Raw genomic sequence first — 17,755 nt, forward strand, 5'->3', positions numbered from 1 at the left:
TAGGGCAGTAGGGCAGTAGGGATTCCCTATTCCCCTACTGCCCTACTTACACAGCCCACAACGCCATCCCTGGTCAGCTCCGCCAGCGCCAGCGACTGGTCGAGATGTTCGGCCCGCCAGGCAAGCAGCCGTTCGGCGAACTCGAGCCTGGTCGGGAGATAGGCGGGATCGGCGGCGAGATTGGCGAGCTCGGCGGGATCCTTCTCCAGGTCGAACAGCAAGGGCGGCAGGCCGCCGCCGAAATGCACATATTTGAATTTTTCCGTGCGGATCACGGCGAGATTGCACTGGCGCGAGGCATGGCCGAAATGCCGTTCGGCTTCGCCTTCCGCGATCGAACGAAAATCGAATTCCCAATGCGCGGCGTCGCGCCAGTCCGACGGCTCCTCGCCGACGATGAACGGCCGCAGCGAGTGACCGTCGAGATGCGGCGCCGGTTCGCCGCCCAGCAGGTCGAGCAAGGTCGGCAATATGTCCACCGCCTCGGTAAAGCGGTCGACGGCCACGCCTGCGGTGTGGCCGTGACGCGGGTCGCGGATGACCAGGGGGATATGATAGCTAGCGTCGAAGAAGCCGCCTTTGCCCAGCATGAAATGGTCGCCCATCATCTCGGCATGGTCGGAGGTAAGCACAACGATCGTGTCGTCCCACGCGCCCGCCGTCTTGACCGCCTGCCAGATACGGCCGAGCTGCGCATCGACTTCCGAGATCATGCCGTAATAGATCGCGCGGATGCGGCGGAAATCATCCTCGCTCCAGTCATGTACGCTGCCGGCGGCGCCAGGTCGAAACTTGTGCTTTTTCTGCCTGCCGAAATCGTAGGCGAGATAGGGATGGCTGTCCGCCTCTTTCTGCCAGCCTGCCGCGCGGCGAAAGCCGGGGCCGTCGGCGGGGTCGTACATCGCGTCGTATGGTGCAGGCGCGATGAAGGGCGGATGTGGGCTGATGAAAGAGAGATGCGCGAACCAGGGCGCGGCATGATCCTGTTCGCCCAGCCATCGGATGAATTCGCCGGCAAGAAAAGCCGTCGGCGTCTGCTCCTTCGAATAGACGGGCGGCGCAGTCGTCACGGAGCCGGCGTCGCCTGCCCCGTTCGCCGGTCGATGGATCGCGGGGGAGCCGGCGTCGGTATCGATGCCCTGCATTCCCAGCCATGACAGCCACTGCTTCTGATGCTCTGGCAGCAATTGGCGCACCGTGAAACCAGGAAGCACGCCTTCATAGCTTCGCAGCCGCGGATCAGCCGGAGCGAGCCGGCGCGGATCCAGCGATACGTCGGTGTAGCCGAACAGCGTCGGATCGTAGCCCAGCGCGCGCGCCGAAAGCGCTATATTGCCGTGACGGGCATCGAGCGGCGTGCCGTTGCGGCAAACCCGGTTATTCATCTGGTAGAGGCCGGTATAGAGGCAGGCACGGGCCGGCGAGCAGGGTGCCGCGCCGCCATAGTGCCGCTTGAACAATACGCCTTCCGCTGCCAATGCGTCGGCATTCGGCGTCTTCACCAGGGGATGGCCGGCCGCCGAAAGGCAATCGCCGCGCCATTGATCGCAGGTGATCAGGAGAACGTTCGGACGCCTGCCTTTTCCGGTCACTGGCGATAATCCTTGGCTAATGTGCGAGCGTCGCTCATGGAACCGAAATCCCGCCCCGGCGCAAGCCCGGGCTGCTGGTGGTTCGGTGAACAAACTGCTTTCGATTGTTCACTTCCAGAGTACAGTCCATCCCGTCTTTGTCGCCTTTGACGGGAACAGGCCGATGCTCATATTGGCGAGGACAGCGGCAGGGGCCGCAATAGAACAAGGGAGCAGCACTCATGCTCGACCAGATCAAGGGTTTGCATCACGTCACCTCGATGGCCAGCGATGCCCGCCAGAACAATGAGTTCTTCACTGGGAAGCTCGGCCTGCGCCGGGTCAAGAAAACGGTCAATTTCGACGCGCCCGACGTCTACCACCTCTACTATGCCGACGAGCTCGGCACGCCGGGTTCGGTGATGACCTATTTTCCGTTTCCCAATATCGGCAAGGGCCGTCACGGCGTCGGCGAGGTCGGCACCACCGCCTATTCGGTGCCGGAAGGCACGCTCGCCTATTGGGAAAGGCGCTTCGCCGAGGAAGGTATCGCCGGCCTTTCGCGCGAAGAGACCTTTGGCGAGAAGCGTCTGGCCTTCGCCGGACCGGACGGCGACGGTTTCGCGCTCGTCGAGGACAGGGCCGACACGCGCGCGCCATGGGCGAAGGGCGGCATTCCCGCCGACGAGGCGATCCGGGGCTTTCACTCCGTGTCGCTGCGCCTGAAGGATGGCGGCGCTACCGAGGAACTCTTGAAGTTCATGGGCTATGAGGAGCTCGACAAATCCGGCAATGTCCGGCGGCTGGCGATTAGGAACGGCAATGGCGCCGACGTCGTCGACATCGAATCGCTACCCGGTGCCGCCTTTGCCGATCTCGGCGCGGGCTCGGTCCATCACGTCGCTTTCGCTGTCGAGGATCGCGCCAGGCAGCTCGAAGTGCGCAAGGCGCTGATGGATACCGGCTACCAGGTGACGCCAGTGATCGACCGCGATTACTTCTGGGCGATCTATTTCCGCACGCCGGGCGGCGTTCTGTTCGAAGTCGCCACCAACGAGCCGGGCTTCGACCGCGACGAGGACACCGCCCATCTCGGTGAAGCTTTGAAGCTGCCGGCGCAGCATCAACACCTGCGGCCCTATCTCGAACAGCATCTGCAGAAGCTGGAAGACTGAGGGGCGGGGTCATGAGCACAGACAGCTACATCCACAAGGTGCTGCCCGGTTCGCCGGGCGGTCCGCTGCTCTTCGTCTTCCATGGCACCGGAGGCGACGAGGGCCAGCTCGTCTCGCTGGGGCGCGATCTCGCGCCCCAGGCAACCATCATCTCGCCACGCGGCGATGTGTCTGAACAAGGCGCTGCGCGCTTTTTCCGTCGCACCGGCGAGGGCGTCTATGACATGCAGGACCTGGCGCGCGCGACTCGGAAGATGGCGGGCTTCGTCAAGGCGCAGATAGCAGCGGCGAAGCCGTCGGCGATACACGCTCTCGGCTACTCCAACGGCGCCAACATCCTGGCGTCGCTGCTGTTCGAAGCCCCTGACCTGTTCGACGCGGCGGTGCTGATGCACCCGCTGATCCCGTTCGAACCGCAGGTGAACGGGAGTCTTGCCGGGCGCCGCATTCTGGTGACCGCCGGCAGGCGGGATCCGATCTGTCCGCCGAACCTGACTTCGCGGCTCGAAGCCTATTTGCGCGCCGATGGCGCCGATGTCACAGTGGAGTGGCATGAAGGCGGGCACGAAGTGCGGCCGAACGAAATCGAGGCGGCGCGGCGGCTCTTTGCCGGCGTGGCCCAAGGAGTAAGCGATGCCTGACCAACTGCCGGAGATCGAACTCGAAGATCGTGGTTCCAAGGGCCGCTACGTGCTGCGCGGTCCGGGCGGCGCCGAGGCGGAGATGACCTTCACCAGGATCGGCGAGCACCAGATCATCATCGACCACACCGAAGTGCCCGACGCGTTTCGCGGCCAGGGTGCCGGGCTTCGGCTCGTCACCCGCGCCGTCGAGGACGCGCGCGCGGCGGGCAAGAAGATCATCCCGCTCTGTCCCTTTGCCAACGCCCAGTTCCGCCGTCATCCGGAGTGGGCCGACGTGCTGAAGGGGTAGAATCAGCCGGCGCTTTACCAGTCGGGACCCGCGGGAGTAAAACAGTCTGATAGGCCAGCACGGCTTTGGCATTTGCACGCTCGGCCCATCTTGCCTAAGTAGATATGATATATCGCGGGCAGCGTGCGACACATCGAACCGAATGATCCCTTCATGACCGAAACCGATCTCGTTCCCGTCTTCGACGGCCATAACGACACGCTGCTCAGACTCTATCAGTCGAAAGACCCGGACGTCGAAAAGCTGTTCATGGAAGGGAAATCGGGCGGCCATATCGACCTGCCGCGCGCACGGGCCGGCGGGTTCGCCGGCGGCATGTTCGCGATCTTCCCGCCGCCTGTCGAGAGAGGCCGGCGCGGCGCTGTCCCGTCGACGCCCAGCGATGCCGAGCCTTTGCCGCCCGAACTCCCGCACAGCGATGCGCTGGCCTCGACGATTGCGATGGCCTCGATCCTGTTCAGGCTGGAACGGGCCGGAGCGCTGAGCGTCTGCCGCAATGCCGCAGATGTGCGCGGCGCCATGGCGCGCGACTCGATCGCTGCGGTATTCCATATCGAAGGGGTCGAGGCGATCGATCCCGAACTCACCATGCTCGACGTGCTGCATGCCGCCGGCTTGCGCTCGCTCGGCATCGTCTGGAGCCGCCCGAACGCTTTCGGCCATGGCGTGCCGTTCCGCTTTCCGTCCTCGCCCGATACCGGTCCCGGCTTGACCGATGCCGGCAAGGCGCTGGTCAAGGCCTGCAATCAACTCAGGATCATGATCGACCTGTCGCATCTCAACGAGAAGGGCTTTCGCGATGTCGCCGCGCTCAGCGATGCGCCGCTGGTCGCGACCCATTCCAACGTGCATGCGATCTGCGGCCACTCACGCAATCTCACCGACTGGCAGCTCGGCGCGATTCGCGAAACCGGCGGCATGGTCGGGCTGAACTTCGCCACCGGCTTCCTGCGCGAGGACGGAAAGATGAATGCCGATACCGGCCTCGACATCATGGTGCGCCACATCGATTCCCTGCTGCAGGCGCTGGGTGAGGATGGGGTTGGCCTCGGCTCCGATTTCGACGGAGCCATGATCCCGGCCGTCATTGGCGACGCCGCCGGCCTGCCGAAGCTCATCGATGCGCTCGCCGCACGCGGCTTCGGCCGCGGGCTGATCGAAAAGATCGCCTACCGAAACTGGCTGGCCATGCTGGAGAAAACCATAGGATAGGAAGTTCAGCCGAATCCCATGCGCTTCAGCCAGTCCTTGCCGACGCCGCGGTCGCGGATGATCGGCAGCGGGTTTTCCGAATCGAGCCGCGCGCAGATGCGGTAGACCTCAAGCGTCTCGGCGCTTATCTCGCCGCGCTTGTAGAAGAACATTGCGGCGGCATAGCGTGTGCGGCCCGACCATTTTTCGCCGAGTGGCGTGTTGACCAGTTCCCACTGTTCGGCCGCCTCTTCTTGCTGCTTGTCGGCTTCCTCGTCCATGGTCAGAAATCCGCCGGCGGATTGGCGGTGCGGCGATCGAGCTTGATGAACGGCCGCGGCACCACCTTGGCCCGCTTCATCAGCTTTTGGTATTGCAGCTCGCGCATGGCGTAGATCTCGACCCAGAGGTCGTCGACGACAGTATCACCATATGGTCGCGCCAGCGAAGCGATGGCGATGTTGCGCTTGGCCATCGGCGACCACATGGCGGCGCTGACCAGCCCGACCTCCTGGCTTTTTCTGTGATAGACGATGGCGTGTTCGGCCGGGATGTTGCCTTCGATCTCCAGCCCGACCAGCACATGCCGCAGCGTGCGCTTGGCGCGTCCCTCGAAGATGGCGCGACGGCCGTTGAAATGGGCCTTTTCCAGGTCGATCATGAAGCCGAGCCCGATCTCGTCGGGCATGCGCAAGCGGTCGGCACGGATGGCGTGTTCGGCTGTCGTGAAGTCGGCATTGGCGGCGATCAGCCCGGCCTCGATCCGGGCGCGGTTGAGCGCGGTATAGCCGATGGCTCGGATGCCGCGCAGTTCGCCGGCCGCCATCAGCCGGTCCCACAGGCTCAGCGCCTTGTCGGCCGGCATGAACAGTTCATAGCCGAGATCGCCGGTGAAGCCGGTGCGCGAGATGGTGACGGTTTCGCCATCATGCGGGAATTCGGCGAGGTCGAATGCCTTCAGCATTTCGACTCCGGCAAAACCGGCATCACGCAGCACGGCGAAAGAGGTCGGACCCTGCAATGCGAGGCCCGCGACGGCTTCGGTCTCTTCCTCCACCGTCACATCGAACCCGATGGCGCTGTCGAGCAGCCAGGGCAAATGCCGCTCCTGCGAGCACAGCCGGAACCGCATCGGCGAGAGCCGGAACAGCGTGCCGTCATCGAGGACGAAGCCGTCGTCGTTGCACCACGCGGTGTAATGGACGCGGCCCGGCTTCAGCCTGGTCACGTCGCGCAGCGTGACGCGGTCGAGGAAGGCCTCGGCGTCCGGTCCCTCGACGCGGTACTTGGTCATCGGCGAGATGTCGAAGAGCGCCGACTGGCTGCGAATGGCGAAATATTCGAGCTCCTCGTCCCACAGCGAATGGGGGGCGCGGTAGCCCGCCCAGTTGTACCAATCCTGGGTCTTGGCCAGAGCATCGATGCGCGGCTGGAACGGCGTGCCGAGACGCAACGTGCGGAAGTGGGATTGGGCTTCGATGCGGGCGGATGATGGTTGCTGATTCATGCTGGCGATCCTTCGCCGTAGAATGCGACTGCCGCCAACTGAAACATCGCCTTACCCCTTCATCGCAATGATACGTCGAGCGGCGTTCAATCCAGGTGCGCCGGAGACGCCGCCGCCGGGATGTGAACCGGCACCGGCGAGAAACAGCCCGTCGAGCGGTGTGTCGTAGCCGGACCAGCCCGAGACCGGGCGCGAGATCAGCATCTGGTCGGCCTGCAACTCGCCGTGGTGCCAGTGGCCGCCCGGCATGCGGTAGCGCGTTTCGATGTCGGCGGGCGTCAAGAGCTCGGTGTGGCGCACCGTCTTGCCGATGCCTGGCGCGTAGGCTTCGAGCTGAGCCGTGATTGCCTCCAGGAATTTCGCCTTGCCGGCGCCCCATCCCTCTTTCAGAGCATAGGGCGCGTATTGCACCACCGCCGACAGCACGCAGGCGCCGCCGGGCGCGAGCGATGGATCGGCGAGGCTTGGCAGCGTGATCTCCATCACCGGTTCGGGCGAGAACGCGCCGTATTTGGATGGATTGAAGGCGCGCTCGACATGATCGGGCGAGGGGGCGATAACCAGCCGCCCCCTGTGGCCGGCGGCATCGACACCTGTGAATTGCGGCGGCCTGTCGAGCGCCAGGTGAAGCTTGGCGACATCACCCTTCATGCGGATGTTGTTCACCTTGCGCACGAAGCCGGTGTCGAGTTCGCGTGGACCGACAAGGTCGAGCAAAGTCGTCGCCGGATTTGTCGCGGAGACGATCGTCCTGGCGCGCAGCACCTCGTCATTGTCCAATGCGACACCGACGGCGCGGTCTTTCTCGACAATGATCCTTGCGACAGGCGCCGATGTGCGGACGTTCACGCCGGCCTTTTCGGCCGAGGCGCGGATGGCGGCGATCACCGCGCCCATGCCGCCCTTCGGCACTATCTGCGCGCCGGCCGCACCGCCGGCCTCGCCGGCCAGCCGGTAATAGAGGCCGAGCAGCGAGGTGGGCGAGCGCGGACCGAGATGGCTGCCGAGCGTCGCGTCGAAGGACAGCAGCCCTTTCAGCCTGATGTCGGCAAGCTGCTCGTCGAGCAGGTCGGCGACGTTCATCAAGAGCACGCGCAGGAAATCGCGCATGTCTTCCTTGCCGAGCCTTTTCAGCGCCAGTGCGGCCTGGCCGAGCGCCGCTGTCTCCAGCAGCGACATGCCGGCCAGCTCGGGCGGACGACGCGAGAGGAAGGGTTCCAGGATGCCGGCGTAGCGCAGCAGCTGCGCGCGCAACTGCTTCCACGCCGATTGCTCCGACGAACTTGCGCCGGTCAGCGTTTCGCCATAGGCGCCGTGCAGGACCAGCGGGGAGCCGTCCATCGACAGCGCAACCGACGGCGCGAAGTCGTCTGGGGTGATCCGCAGACCATGCTTCTCCAGCTCCAGCGTCTTCACCACGTCGGCATGCAGGCGGTTCAGCAGATGGGCGATCGATGAGACATGAAAACCCGGCGCGAATTCCTCCGTGCGCGCGGCGCCGCCGAGTTCGGCTCCCGCTTCCAGCAGCAGCACCTTGCGCCCTGCCTTCGCCAGCGTGGCAGCAGTGACGAGGCCATTATGGCCGCCGCCAATGACGATTGCATCATATGACGTCATGGGCCGGGCTCATATGTGAGATCGATTTGGCGAGATCGCGCAGGATCTCCGCCGCGGCATTGCGTCCGGGCGCGCCCATGACGCCGCCGCCGGGATGGGTCGAGGAGCCGCACATATAAAGCCCGCCGATCGGTGAGCGGTATTGCGCGTAGCCCGGCACCGGGCGGTTGAACAGAAGCTGGTCGAAGGTCAGTTCGCCCTGGAAGATGTTGCCTTCGGTGAGACCGACCTCGGCCTCGATTTCGCGCGGCGTGCGCACCTCCATGTGGACGATGCGGTCGCGAAAGCCGGGCGAGTAGTCGGCAATCTGCGCAATCACGCTTTCGGCGAATCCGTCGCGATCGGCGTCGGTCCATTCATGGCCGTTTACCTTCGGCGGCGCGTATTGCACGAAGCAGCTCATGAAGTGTTTTCCCGGCGTCGCCATTGTCGGGTCGAGCGTCGTCGGGACGACCATGTCGAGGAAGGGATCGGCCGACCAGCGCCCGGCCTTCCAATCGTCATAGGCGCGCTCCATGCGCTCCATCGAATCGGTGAAATGCATGTCGCCGCGATAAACCGGCGAATCCTTCGGCAGAGCGGGGAATTCGGGCATCGAGTCCAGCGCGATGTTGACCTTGCCGGACGAGCCTCGGATCTTGAAGTTCCTGACCCGGCGCAGGAAAATCTCGGGCAGTTCCTTTTCCTCGACCAGCTTCAGGAAGGTTCGCTTCACGTCGGCGTTGGAGACGACGAGCTTGCCACGGATCTCCTCACCGCCGGCCAGCACCACACCCTTGGCCTTGCCGCGGCTCACCAGAACATGGTCGACCTCGGCGCCGGTGCGAATGGTTCCACCCGACGCCTTGAAGGACGCCGCCAGCGCTTTGGTCACCGCGCCCATGCCGCCGCGCGCATAACCCCAGGCGCCGACCGAGCCGTCAACCTCGCCCATATAGTGGTGCAGCAGCACATAAGCCGTGCCGGGCGACATCGGCCCGAGCGCCGTGCCGATGATGCCGGACAAAGCGAAATTGGCCTTGATGACATCGGTCTCGAAATATTCATCGAGGAAGTCCGAGATCGACATGGTCCAGAAGCGCAGCGTCAGCGCCATTTCCTCCGCCGACAGGCCCGCGAATTTCTTGCCCAGATAAAGGAGCTCGCCCAGATCCCGCGGCCGCAGACTGGTCGGGTCGGGCGCGGTGCGCATCAACAGCGGCTGGATGAAACGGCACTGGCGCGTCACGTCGCGCGCATAACGGTCGTAGGCTTCGGCATCGCGTTTCGAGAAGCGCGCAAATTCGCGCCGGTGTGCATCATGGTCCCGGTAATTGGCGAGATAATCGCCATCCCTGGTGAACACCGCGCCGCCCTCATAGGAGATAACCTGCAGGCCGAAGCGCGGCAGTTCGAGGTCGCGCATGATTTCAGGGCGAAACAGCGAACAGACATAGGAACAGTTGGAATAGAGGAAGCCCGGCGTCAATTCCCGGCTGGTGGCGGCGCCGCCGACCCAGGGATTCTTCTCCACCACCAGCACGTCGAGCCCGGCGCGCTGGAGATAGCAGGCATTGACCAGTCCGTTGTGTCCGCCGCCGATGACGATCGCATCCCAAGCTTTCATTTTGGCCCAGTCTTTCCATGCGATCCGCTGTTCATTTTGGCGTAATCCGTCCCCTCAATGCGCGAAACTTGGCATGGTAGTCGTCGTTTTGTCCAGCTATATTGAATGAATGTTCAACAAATGATGTTGCGTTTTCCCAGACATGGGCTAGGCTTTGCAGGCGTTCGAGACGGACATTCGTCGATTGGGGATCGAGGGTTGATGATCGAAACGGCCGAGGCCGAGCCGGAGTATGACGGAGCCGCCATCCGCTTCCTCGAGGCGCTGTGGGGCGACGGCTACCTGTCGCCGGGCGGGCCCGACGAAGTCGACCGCGTGCTCGAGGGGCTTTCGCTCGCAGGCAAGACCATCCTCGACATCGGCTGCGGGTCCGGAGGCATCACGCTGCATCTGGTCGAACGGCATGGCGCCGCGCACGTCACCGGCTTCGATGTTGAGCGGCCGGTGATCGAAACGGCCAGGCGGCGGGCAGCCTCCCGCAGGCTTGCCGACCGCGCCAGCTTCATCCAGGCGCCGCCTGGGCGGTTGCCTTTCGAGGATCAGTCCTTCGACGTCGTCTTCTCCAAGGATGCGCTGCTGCATGTCGCCGACAAGGATGCGCTGTTTGCGGAGATATTCCGCGTGCTCAAGGCCGGCGGCGCCTTTGCGGCATCAAACTGGATGATCTCGCATGACGGCGAACCATCACCGGAGATGAAGGCCTATGTCGCCGCCGAAGGGCTGTCCTTCGCGATGGCCTCGCCGGCGCGCTACGCAAAGGCGATGCGCCAGGCGGGCTTTGCCGAGATCGCGGTTCGCGACCGCAATCCCTGGTACCGCGAGGTGGCGCGGGGCGAACTGGAAAGGCTGAAGGGGCCGCTCTATCCGACGGTCGCGGCGGCAGTGGGCGCCGCCTATGTCGACAAGAACATACGAACCTGGGAGGCCATGCAGAAGGTGCTTGACAGTGGCGAGCACCGTCCCACTCATCTTCGCGGGCAAAAACCGAAGATGGTCGGCTAGCCGGCGATGTGGAGCATGACCGCACCCATGAAAATTGCAGCACGCCAAGAGCAGTCCGCCGAGGCATCGAGCGAACCCGAGAAACGCGGGCGTAAGGCTTCCAAGGAGGTCAGGCAGCTTCAGCTGATCGAGGCGACGATCGATTCGTTGGCCAAGCGCGGCTATTCGGAGACGACGATGGCCGACGTCGCCGATGGCGCGGGCCTGTCGCGCGGCATCGTCAATTTCCATTTCGAGAGCAAGGAAAAACTGCTGATCGCGACCTTGCAACATATGTATGACGAGTACTCGGCGCATTGGCGCAATGCCTTGGAGAAAGCGGGGAACGACCCCGCCGACCAGTTGCGGACCCTGGTCGCGGCCGATTTCGACCGTTCGATCTGCAACAAGCGCAAGCTGGCGGCCTGGTGCGCCTTCTGGGGCGAGGCCAAGTCGCGGCCGACCTATCAGGCGCTGAGCAGCGCCCGCGATGCCGTCTACCAGAACATCTTCATCGAGCTTTGCGCGACGCTCAAGCAAAGCGGCGGCTATGCCTATGAGCCGCAGGTCATGGCGCTGGCGCTCAGCGCGACGCTGGAGGGACTGTGGCTGCGCTTGATGATGGGCACCGAAGACACTACCCGCGAGAGCGCCTTGCAGGCAGCCAACGAATTCCTGTCGGCCGCATTCCCTAAACATTACCAGGGAGCAGCCGCCACCCGTCGCAAGGCATGAAGCAATCGATAAATAAAAGAGGATGGAACAGCAATGAAGACATCAATCCAGCGGCTGACATTGGCCCGACGCCTGACATTGACCCTGGCATTGACCGGCGTGCTGGCGGCCTCGGCCGCAGCCCTGGCGGTTGCCGCCGACAAAGACCTGGTCGTGTTCGACTGGTCCGGCTATGAGGATCCGAGCTTCCATCCGAAATATGTCGAGAAGAACGGCGATTCGCCGACCTTCGCCTTCTTTGGCGACGAGGACGAGGCGTTCGAAAAAGTGCGCTCGGGTTTCAAGGCCGATCTCGGCCATCCCTGCTCGCAGAGCGTGGTGAAATGGCGCGAGGCCGGCCTGCTGCGGCCGCTCGACACATCGAAGATAACAGGCTGGAAAGATCTCAATCCCGGAATCATGGCGATGAAGGATCTCGCCACGACGGCCGATGGCAAGGCCTGGTTCATGCCCTGGGACTGGGGCAACACCCAGCTCACCTATAATTCCGAAAAGGTCGACGCCAAGGACGTGCAGTCGCTGAAGGCGTTCGCCGATCCGAAGTTCAAGGGCCGGGTTTCGATCGGCGACAATGTCGACGACGCCTATGCGCTGGCAAGCCTGGCCATCGGCGTCAAGGACTGGACCAAGATGACCGACGACCAGTTCAAGCAGGCGTCGGATTTCCTGCGCCAGGTGCATAAGAACGTGCGCTCCTACTGGACCGACACAACGGACGTGGTGCAGCTTTTGAGCGGCGGCGAGGTCGATCTTGCCTGGGCATGGAACGACGCCACCGTGCAATCGGTCGCCGCCGGCGTGCCGATCAAAGCCAAGAAGGACACGGACGAAGGCATTTCGACCTGGGTCTGCGGCTATGTGCTGTTCAAGGATGCGCCCGGCAATGTCGACAAGGCATATGATTATCTGAACGCCGTCAACGATCCCGAAACCGCCAAGGTGCTGGTCAAGGACTGGGGCTATGGCCAGGCCAACGCCAAGGGCATGGCCGGCGTCGATCAGGCCGTGCTGAAGGAAAAAGGCTATGACGATGTGCAGAAATTCGTCGACAAGACGCTGTTCCAGTCGCCGGTGCCCTCGCAGCTCAAGCTCAAGATGATCGCCGAATTCGAGAAGATCAAAGCCGGATATTGAGCCGGTTCGGCCGCCCGCCCGCCTGCGGAGATGGTGGGTGGGCTCGCCAAGAGAGGCGAATTCTCATAACCTCGCGGCAGCCTTTCGCGACGGGGGAATTCGCACCATGAAGCCAGTGCTACGCAGCCTTGCCCTTGCCGCCGCCTGCGTGATCGGCGCCGGCGCCGTCTATGCCTGGGCGGAAGGTGGCGGCGACCTCGTCGTGTTCGACTGGTCCGGCTATGAGGACCCGCTGCTGCACCCTGCCTATGCCGCCAAATACGGCGCCGAGCCGACCTTCGCCTTCTTCGGCGACGAGGACGAGGCCTTCGAGAAGATGCGGGCCGGCTTCAAGGCCGACATCGCGCATCCCTGTTCGCAAAGCGTGGTCAAGTGGCGCGAGGCGGGCTTACTGCAGCCGCTCGACACGTCGAGGATAGCAGGCTGGAAAGACCTCAATCCCGGCATCATGGCGATGAAGGATCTCGCCACCACCGACGACGGCAAGGCGTGGTTCATGCCATTCGACTGGGGCAACACCTCGCTTCTCTACCGCACCGACAAGGTGACGCCGGAGCAGGCGCAATCGCTCAGGATCTTCGCCGACCCGAAGTTCAAGGGCCGCGTCACCATCGGCGACAATGTCGACGACGCCTATGCGCTGGCGAGCCTGGTCATCGGGCTGAAAGACTGGACCGGGATGACCGATGCCCAGTTCCAGAAGGCGTCCGCCTTCCTGCGCGACGTGCACAAGAACATCCGTTTCTACTGGACCGACGACACCGATCTCAACCAGGCCTTCATCGGCAATGAGGTCGATCTCGTCTGGGGCTGGAACGAGACCTATGTGACGCTGAAGGGGCAAGGCCTGCCGATCGCCATGAACCGCGACAGCAAGGAAGGCATCTCGACCTGGGTGTGCGGCTATGTGCTGATGAAGGATGCACCCGGCAAGCTCGATCAGGCCTATGACTTTCTGAATGCAGTCAACGCTTCTGCCGTTTCGGACTATCTGGTGAAGACCTTCGGCTACGGCCACGGCAACAGCGCCGGCATGGCTGTAGTCGACCACACGGTTCTGGCCGATCGCGGCTTCGACGATCTCGACAAATTCCTCGACAAGACGCTGTTCCAACAGCCGGTGGCGCCGGAGCTCAAGCAGCGCATGGTCGCCGAGTTCGAGAAGATCAAGGCCGGCTATTGAACAGCGAATCCACAAGAGCCGATGTCGTCATCATCGGCGCCGGCTTCACCGGGCTGTCGGCGGCGCTCGAGCTGAAAAAGGCCGGCGTCGATTTCGTGCTGCTCGAAGCGCGCGACCGTGTCGGCGGGCGCGTCGAGTCGATGGAGATCGGTTCCGGCGAGCGCATCGACAGTGGCGGGCAGTTCCTGTGCGAGGACATGCCGGAGCTGATGGCGCTTGTCGACGCGCGCGGCAAGACGCTTGTCGAAACCCATGTCGACGGCGCGTTTATCGCCCAGCCGCCAATCTCCGCCGCCGAGGCGAAGCGAACCTATTCTGGTTCGATGGCGATCCGCGATCGGATGAACGCGATCGCGCCGGACGATCCCTCGATTGCCGGGCTGACCGTTGCCGCCTGGCTCGACCGGCAAGACGATGCCGATGCCGCCAAGGCAGCCTTCCGCTCGATGATCGAAGGCCTGTGGTGCCTGACGCTGGAGAAACTGCCGCTCTGGCACCTGATCGACAACGATCGGCGCATCACCAATGAGGTGCCGGAGCTCCAGTATTTCCTGCGCGAGACGATGCAGTCGGTGGCCGAGGACCTGGCCAGCGATCTCGGCGACCGGCTGTGGCTCAACGCGGCCGTTTCATGCATCGAGCATGGACCGCAAGCCGTTCGCATCGTCTCGGCGGCGGGTGTCATTGAAGCGCGGGCGGCACTTGTCGCGGTGCCGCCGGTCATGGCGGCGAAACTGGGCTTCGCACCCGCCCTGCCCGAATCCCTGGCGAAGGCGCTCGGCGTTTGGGAAAGCGGCGCCGTGATCAAGGTGCTAGTGCGCTACCCCGCTGCCTTCTGGCGCCGCCGCGGCTTGAGCGGCATGGTGATGTGGCGCGACCCGCCGGGGCTGTTCGCTTGCGATGCCAGTCCGGATGAAGGCCACGCGGCGCTGGTCGTCTTCGTCGGCGGCCCGCTCGCCTTGCGCTGGGGTGAGCTTGGCGAGACGGCACTGCGCGCCGAAGTGACCGGGAAACTGGTGGAAGCCCTCGGTCCCGACGCGGCCGAAATCGCGGGTTTCAGCCAGCGCGACTGGACGCATGACCGCTGGAGCGGCGGCGGCTACAGCGACCTCATCGTCGACGTCGCGGCGACCGATGCCGAACCTGTGCTCCTGGCCGGCGCGCCGCCTGTTCATTTCGCATCGTCGGAGCTGTCGCCGTCATTTCCCGGCTATGTCGAAGGGGCGATCGTTGCCGGTCGCATAGCGGCGCGAAAGATCATCGCGGACCGTCAATCCGCCACCGCCACCAGGGCTTCGGGATCGTAGGCGAGGCGAATCGAAGTGCCGACCGGAATATCGTCGGCGCCGAAATCGTTGGTCTCGGTTACCGACAGCGGCTTTTCCAGGCCGGGGATCTCGACGATCAAATGGGTGATCTCGCCAAAATAGTGGCGTTCGACCACCTTTCCGGCAACCTCGAACTTGGCCGTCGCATTGTCCCACAGGACGCGCAGGCGCTCCGGGCGGATGCCGAGCGTGGCGCCGCCGCCATTGCGCACGAAGGCCTTCGGCTTGTCGGTCTTCACACGGCCGAAGCCCAGCGTGTCGACGACCAGCGAGGCGCCGTTCTCCTCGACGATCTCGGCCTTGACGAAATTCATGCCGCCGAGGAAGTCGGCAACCTGGCGGTTGACCGGCCGCTGGTAGATCTCCTTGGGCGAGGCGACCTGCGCGATCTTGCCGCCGAACATCACGGCGATGCGGTCGGACATGGCCAGCGCTTCATACTGGTCGTGGGTGACCAGCACGAAGGTGATGCCGACGGCCTGCTGCAGGCGGCGCAACTCGACCTGCATCTGCTCGCGCAGCTTCTTGTCGAGCGCCGACAGCGGCTCGTCGAGCAGCAGCACCTTGGGCCGCATCACCAGCGCGCGGGCGAGCGCGACGCGTTGCCGCTGGCCGCCGGACAGCTCGGTGGCGAGACGCTTGCCGAGGCCGGTGAGAGAGACCTGCGCCAGGGCTTCCTCGACGCGGCGCTTCTCCTCGCCGCCCTGCAATTTCAGCCGCTTCAGGCCATAGGCGACGTTCTGCTCGACGTTGAGATGCGGGAAGATCGCATAGCTCTGGAACACCATGTTGGTCGGTCGGCGATTGGGCGCAATGCCTTCCATCGGCTGGCCGCCGACCGAGATCGAACCGCTCGTCGGGTTGTCGAAGCCGGCGATCATGCGCAACAGCGTGGTCTTGCCGCAGCCGGACGGGCCGAGCAGCGAGAAGAATTCGCCCTCGCGGATGCTCAGGGAGGCATCGTCGAGCGCCTTGAAGGCGCCGTAGCTGCGGGTGACGCCGTTGATCTCGATCATCGTCCGTTCTGACAGGGTTCGTGCGGATGGGGCCTGCTCAGGCATAAAGCCCTCCCTCGTTCTTCGTGCGTCTGGCGGCGCGGCGGCGCAGGATTTCGGCGACGGTCATCAGCAGGAAGGAGGCGACCAGCAGCAGCGTGCCGAGCGCGAGCACGCCCGGCAGTTTCGCCGCGAAGCGCAACTGGCCCCAGATATAGATCGGCAGCGTCGCCTCGGTACCGGTCAGGAAGAAGGCGATGATGAACTCGTCCAGCGAAATGGTGAAGCAGACCAGCAGGCTGGAGATGATTGCCGGCGCCACCATCGGCAGCGTCACCCGCCGGAAGGTGCCGAAGGCGCTCTCGCCGAGGTCGGCCGAGGCCTCCTCGAGGCTGCGATCGAAACCCTCGAAGCCGGAGGTCAGCACCGTCATCGAATAGGGGATGCAGACCAGGACATGGCCGAGCACGACGGTGAACAGGGAGAGGCTCAAGCCGAGCTGCAGCATCACCAGCAGCATCGAGATGGCGACGATGACTTCCGGCAGCACGAGCGGCGCCATGATCAGGCCGTTGATGGCCCGCCGGCCGGGATAGCGGTAGCGGGTGATCGAGCGGGCGGCGAGGATGCCGAGAACCGTCGAAAGGACGGACGCCGAGACGCCAACGATCAGGCTGTTCCAGGTGGCGTCGAGCAGCGCCGGCGTGTTGGGCAGGTCCTCGTACCATTTGAGGGTGTAGCCGGTGAGAGGGAATTTCGGCGTAGCCGCCGTGTTGATCGAAAAGATCGGCAGGAAGATCACAGGCAGATAAAGGAAACCTACATAGAGGAAGGCATAGGCCGATAGCCAGCCGCCCGGCAGCAGACGTCGCGCCGCGCTCATCGCGCAAGCCTCTGGGCGGCACGGATGACCAGCACCGTGGCGCCGGCCATCAATGTCACGACCAGCATGGTGGTGACGGAAAGGGCGGCGCCCAGCGGCCAGTTCGAGGCCTTGCCGAACTGCGCCTGGATGGCGTTGGCGATCATGACGCCGTCCTTGCCGCCGACGAGCTTGGGGGTGACATAGTCGCCGACCGTCGGGATCATGACGATCAGCGCCGCCGAGATGATGCCTGGCGCCGACAGCGGCAAAGTCACGCGAAGGAACGAACGAAAGGGACCGTCGCCGAGATCCGTGGCCGCTTCCACCAGGGTCCGGTCGATCTTCTCCAGCGAGACGAAGATCGGCAGGATGGCAAAGGCCGCCCAGGCGTGGGTCAGCGTGATGATGACGGCGCTCGAATTGTAGAGCAGCGCCGTCGACGGCTCGTCGATGATGCCGAGGCCGATCAGCCCGGAGTTCAAGACGCCATTATAGCCGAGAATGACCTTCCACGACATCACGCGCAGGAGATAGCTGGTCCAGAACGGGATGGTGATGAGGAACAGCCACAGGCTCTTGTGGCGGCCGCCGTGGAAGGAAATGAAATAGGCGATCGGATAAGCCAGGACGACGGTGAAGAAGCTGACCGTCAGCGAGATATACAGCGAGCGCCACAACAGATCGCGATAGATCGGCTCGGTCAGGGCGACGCGGTAGTTTTCCAGCGTGAAGGTGCGGTCGATGGTCAGATAGTTCTGCGTCCAGAAGGAGTGGGCGATGACCACCAGGATCGGCAGGACCAGGAGGATGAGCGCGTAGAGAAAGGTCGGGCTGATCAGGGCAAAGCCCTGCACGGGTTCGGATTGCAGAAGGGCATTTCGTCTGGCCCGCGTCATGCGCAACGGGGGCGACCCTTCCGCCGCCGCCGTCATTG

At 64.0% G+C, this 17,755-nt stretch carries 17 protein-coding genes; 9 read left to right on the forward strand and 8 right to left on the reverse strand.

What is annotated here, in order from left to right; genetic code table 11:
* Window positions 1-26 precede the first annotated feature (26 nt).
* Complete coding sequence (locus tag FJ986_RS26805; RefSeq protein WP_140525474.1) at window positions 27-1,592, reverse strand: alkaline phosphatase family protein; 1,566 nt, start codon at window positions 1,590-1,592, stop codon at window positions 27-29.
* 221 nt (window positions 1,593-1,813) lie between these two features.
* Between FJ986_RS26805 and FJ986_RS26810 the strand changes: the two genes are divergently transcribed.
* The 4 genes from FJ986_RS26810 to FJ986_RS26825 all read left to right on the forward strand — a co-directional run bounded on the left by FJ986_RS26810 (window position 1,814) and on the right by FJ986_RS26825 (window position 4,891).
* Window positions 1,814-2,746: a VOC family protein gene (locus tag FJ986_RS26810; protein WP_140558435.1), complete on the forward strand. Its 933-nt coding sequence runs from the start codon at window positions 1,814-1,816 to the stop codon at window positions 2,744-2,746.
* Window positions 2,747-2,757: 11 nt separating this feature from the next.
* Window positions 2,758-3,387, forward strand: a complete 630-nt coding sequence (locus FJ986_RS26815; RefSeq protein WP_140676413.1) for an alpha/beta hydrolase — start codon at window positions 2,758-2,760, stop codon at window positions 3,385-3,387.
* A complete protein-coding gene (locus tag FJ986_RS26820; protein ID WP_140500600.1) occupies window positions 3,380-3,679 on the forward strand; it encodes a GNAT family N-acetyltransferase in 300 nt (99 codons plus the stop codon). Before FJ986_RS26815 ends, FJ986_RS26820 begins: the two co-directional genes overlap by 8 nt.
* Window positions 3,680-3,832: 153 nt before the next feature.
* Complete coding sequence (locus FJ986_RS26825; protein ID WP_140676415.1) at window positions 3,833-4,891, forward strand: dipeptidase; 1,059 nt, start codon at window positions 3,833-3,835, stop codon at window positions 4,889-4,891.
* A gap of 5 nt (window positions 4,892-4,896) precedes the next feature.
* Here the strand turns inward: FJ986_RS26825 and FJ986_RS26830 are convergent, their stop codons facing one another.
* Genes FJ986_RS26830 through FJ986_RS26845 form a run of 4 tightly spaced genes read right to left on the reverse strand, consistent with a single transcriptional unit; the run spans window position 4,897 to window position 9,600 of the window.
* Window positions 4,897-5,151 carry a hypothetical protein gene (locus FJ986_RS26830; RefSeq protein ID WP_140676418.1) on the reverse strand — a complete coding sequence of 85 codons (255 nt, stop codon included), beginning with the start codon at window positions 5,149-5,151 and terminating at the stop codon, window positions 4,897-4,899.
* Between the two features lie 2 nt (window positions 5,152-5,153).
* Window positions 5,154-6,377, reverse strand: a complete 1,224-nt coding sequence (locus FJ986_RS26835) for an aminomethyltransferase family protein (RefSeq protein WP_140676421.1) — start codon at window positions 6,375-6,377, stop codon at window positions 5,154-5,156.
* A 51-nt stretch (window positions 6,378-6,428) separates the two neighbouring features.
* On the reverse strand, window positions 6,429-7,994 hold the full coding sequence (locus FJ986_RS26840; RefSeq protein WP_140676424.1) for an NAD(P)/FAD-dependent oxidoreductase: 1,566 nt from the start codon (window positions 7,992-7,994) through the stop codon (window positions 6,429-6,431).
* On the reverse strand, window positions 7,981-9,600 hold the full coding sequence (locus tag FJ986_RS26845; RefSeq protein WP_140676427.1) for an NAD(P)/FAD-dependent oxidoreductase: 1,620 nt from the start codon (window positions 9,598-9,600) through the stop codon (window positions 7,981-7,983). Before FJ986_RS26845 ends, FJ986_RS26840 begins: the two co-directional genes overlap by 14 nt.
* A 201-nt stretch (window positions 9,601-9,801) precedes the next feature.
* Here FJ986_RS26845 and FJ986_RS26850 point away from each other — a divergent pair, with 201 nt between their 5' ends.
* The 5 genes from FJ986_RS26850 (at window position 9,802) to FJ986_RS26870 (ending at window position 14,940) form a co-directional block, all read left to right on the forward strand.
* Window positions 9,802-10,602: a class I SAM-dependent methyltransferase gene (locus FJ986_RS26850; RefSeq protein WP_140676430.1), complete on the forward strand. Its 801-nt coding sequence runs from the start codon at window positions 9,802-9,804 to the stop codon at window positions 10,600-10,602.
* A gap of 27 nt (window positions 10,603-10,629) precedes the next feature.
* Complete coding sequence (betI, locus tag FJ986_RS26855; RefSeq protein ID WP_224655901.1) at window positions 10,630-11,316, forward strand: transcriptional regulator BetI; 687 nt, start codon at window positions 10,630-10,632, stop codon at window positions 11,314-11,316.
* Between the two features lie 33 nt (window positions 11,317-11,349).
* On the forward strand, window positions 11,350-12,450 hold the full coding sequence (locus FJ986_RS26860; RefSeq protein WP_140525481.1) for an ABC transporter substrate-binding protein: 1,101 nt from the start codon (window positions 11,350-11,352) through the stop codon (window positions 12,448-12,450).
* A 106-nt stretch (window positions 12,451-12,556) separates the two neighbouring features.
* Entirely contained in the window at window positions 12,557-13,633 is a 1,077-nt protein-coding gene (locus FJ986_RS26865; RefSeq protein WP_140525482.1) for an extracellular solute-binding protein, read from the forward strand.
* Window positions 13,630-14,940 carry a flavin monoamine oxidase family protein gene (locus FJ986_RS26870; protein WP_246681842.1) on the forward strand — a complete coding sequence of 437 codons (1,311 nt, stop codon included), beginning with the start codon at window positions 13,630-13,632 and terminating at the stop codon, window positions 14,938-14,940. Before FJ986_RS26865 ends, FJ986_RS26870 begins: the two co-directional genes overlap by 4 nt.
* Here FJ986_RS26870 and FJ986_RS26875 read toward each other — a convergent pair.
* The 3 genes from FJ986_RS26875 to FJ986_RS26885 are packed head-to-tail and all read right to left on the reverse strand — an operon-like array spanning window position 14,904 to window position 17,753.
* Window positions 14,904-15,977: an ABC transporter ATP-binding protein gene (locus FJ986_RS26875; protein WP_140676463.1), complete on the reverse strand. Its 1,074-nt coding sequence runs from the start codon at window positions 15,975-15,977 to the stop codon at window positions 14,904-14,906. The genes FJ986_RS26870 and FJ986_RS26875 overlap by 37 nt on opposite strands.
* Before the next feature lie 37 nt (window positions 15,978-16,014).
* A complete protein-coding gene (locus FJ986_RS26880) occupies window positions 16,015-16,839 on the reverse strand; it encodes an ABC transporter permease (RefSeq protein WP_140658314.1) in 825 nt (274 codons plus the stop codon).
* Window positions 16,836-17,753, reverse strand: coding sequence for an ABC transporter permease (locus FJ986_RS26885; protein WP_140500612.1), 918 nt, complete (start codon window positions 17,751-17,753; stop codon window positions 16,836-16,838). Before FJ986_RS26885 ends, FJ986_RS26880 begins: the two co-directional genes overlap by 4 nt.
* Between the last annotated feature and the right edge of the window lie 2 nt (window positions 17,754-17,755).

This window comes from Mesorhizobium sp. B1-1-1, from assembly GCF_006442955.1.
Classification (GTDB): domain Bacteria; phylum Pseudomonadota; class Alphaproteobacteria; order Rhizobiales; family Rhizobiaceae; genus Mesorhizobium.

Coding starts and splice junctions, on each gene's coding strand:
- FJ986_RS26810 (WP_140558435.1), top strand. CDS start 1,814: ATGCTCGACCAGATCAAGGGTTTGCATCACGTCACCTCGATGGCCAGC.
- FJ986_RS26815 (WP_140676413.1), top strand. CDS start 2,758: ATGAGCACAGACAGCTACATCCACAAGGTGCTGCCCGGTTCGCCGGGC.
- FJ986_RS26820 (WP_140500600.1), top strand. CDS start 3,380: ATGCCTGACCAACTGCCGGAGATCGAACTCGAAGATCGTGGTTCCAAG.
- FJ986_RS26825 (WP_140676415.1), top strand. CDS start 3,833: ATGACCGAAACCGATCTCGTTCCCGTCTTCGACGGCCATAACGACACG.
- FJ986_RS26830 (WP_140676418.1), bottom strand. CDS start 5,151: ATGGACGAGGAAGCCGACAAGCAGCAAGAAGAGGCGGCCGAACAGTGG.
- FJ986_RS26835 (WP_140676421.1), bottom strand. CDS start 6,377: ATGAATCAGCAACCATCATCCGCCCGCATCGAAGCCCAATCCCACTTC.
- FJ986_RS26840 (WP_140676424.1), bottom strand. CDS start 7,994: ATGACGTCATATGATGCAATCGTCATTGGCGGCGGCCATAATGGCCTC.
- FJ986_RS26845 (WP_140676427.1), bottom strand. CDS start 9,600: ATGAAAGCTTGGGATGCGATCGTCATCGGCGGCGGACACAACGGACTG.
- FJ986_RS26850 (WP_140676430.1), top strand. CDS start 9,802: ATGATCGAAACGGCCGAGGCCGAGCCGGAGTATGACGGAGCCGCCATC.
- betI (WP_224655901.1), top strand. CDS start 10,630: ATGAAAATTGCAGCACGCCAAGAGCAGTCCGCCGAGGCATCGAGCGAA.
- FJ986_RS26860 (WP_140525481.1), top strand. CDS start 11,350: ATGAAGACATCAATCCAGCGGCTGACATTGGCCCGACGCCTGACATTG.
- FJ986_RS26865 (WP_140525482.1), top strand. CDS start 12,557: ATGAAGCCAGTGCTACGCAGCCTTGCCCTTGCCGCCGCCTGCGTGATC.
- FJ986_RS26875 (WP_140676463.1), bottom strand. CDS start 15,977: ATGATCGAGATCAACGGCGTCACCCGCAGCTACGGCGCCTTCAAGGCG.
- FJ986_RS26880 (WP_140658314.1), bottom strand. CDS start 16,839: ATGAGCGCGGCGCGACGTCTGCTGCCGGGCGGCTGGCTATCGGCCTAT.
- FJ986_RS26885 (WP_140500612.1), bottom strand. CDS start 17,753: ATGACGGCGGCGGCGGAAGGGTCGCCCCCGTTGCGCATGACGCGGGCC.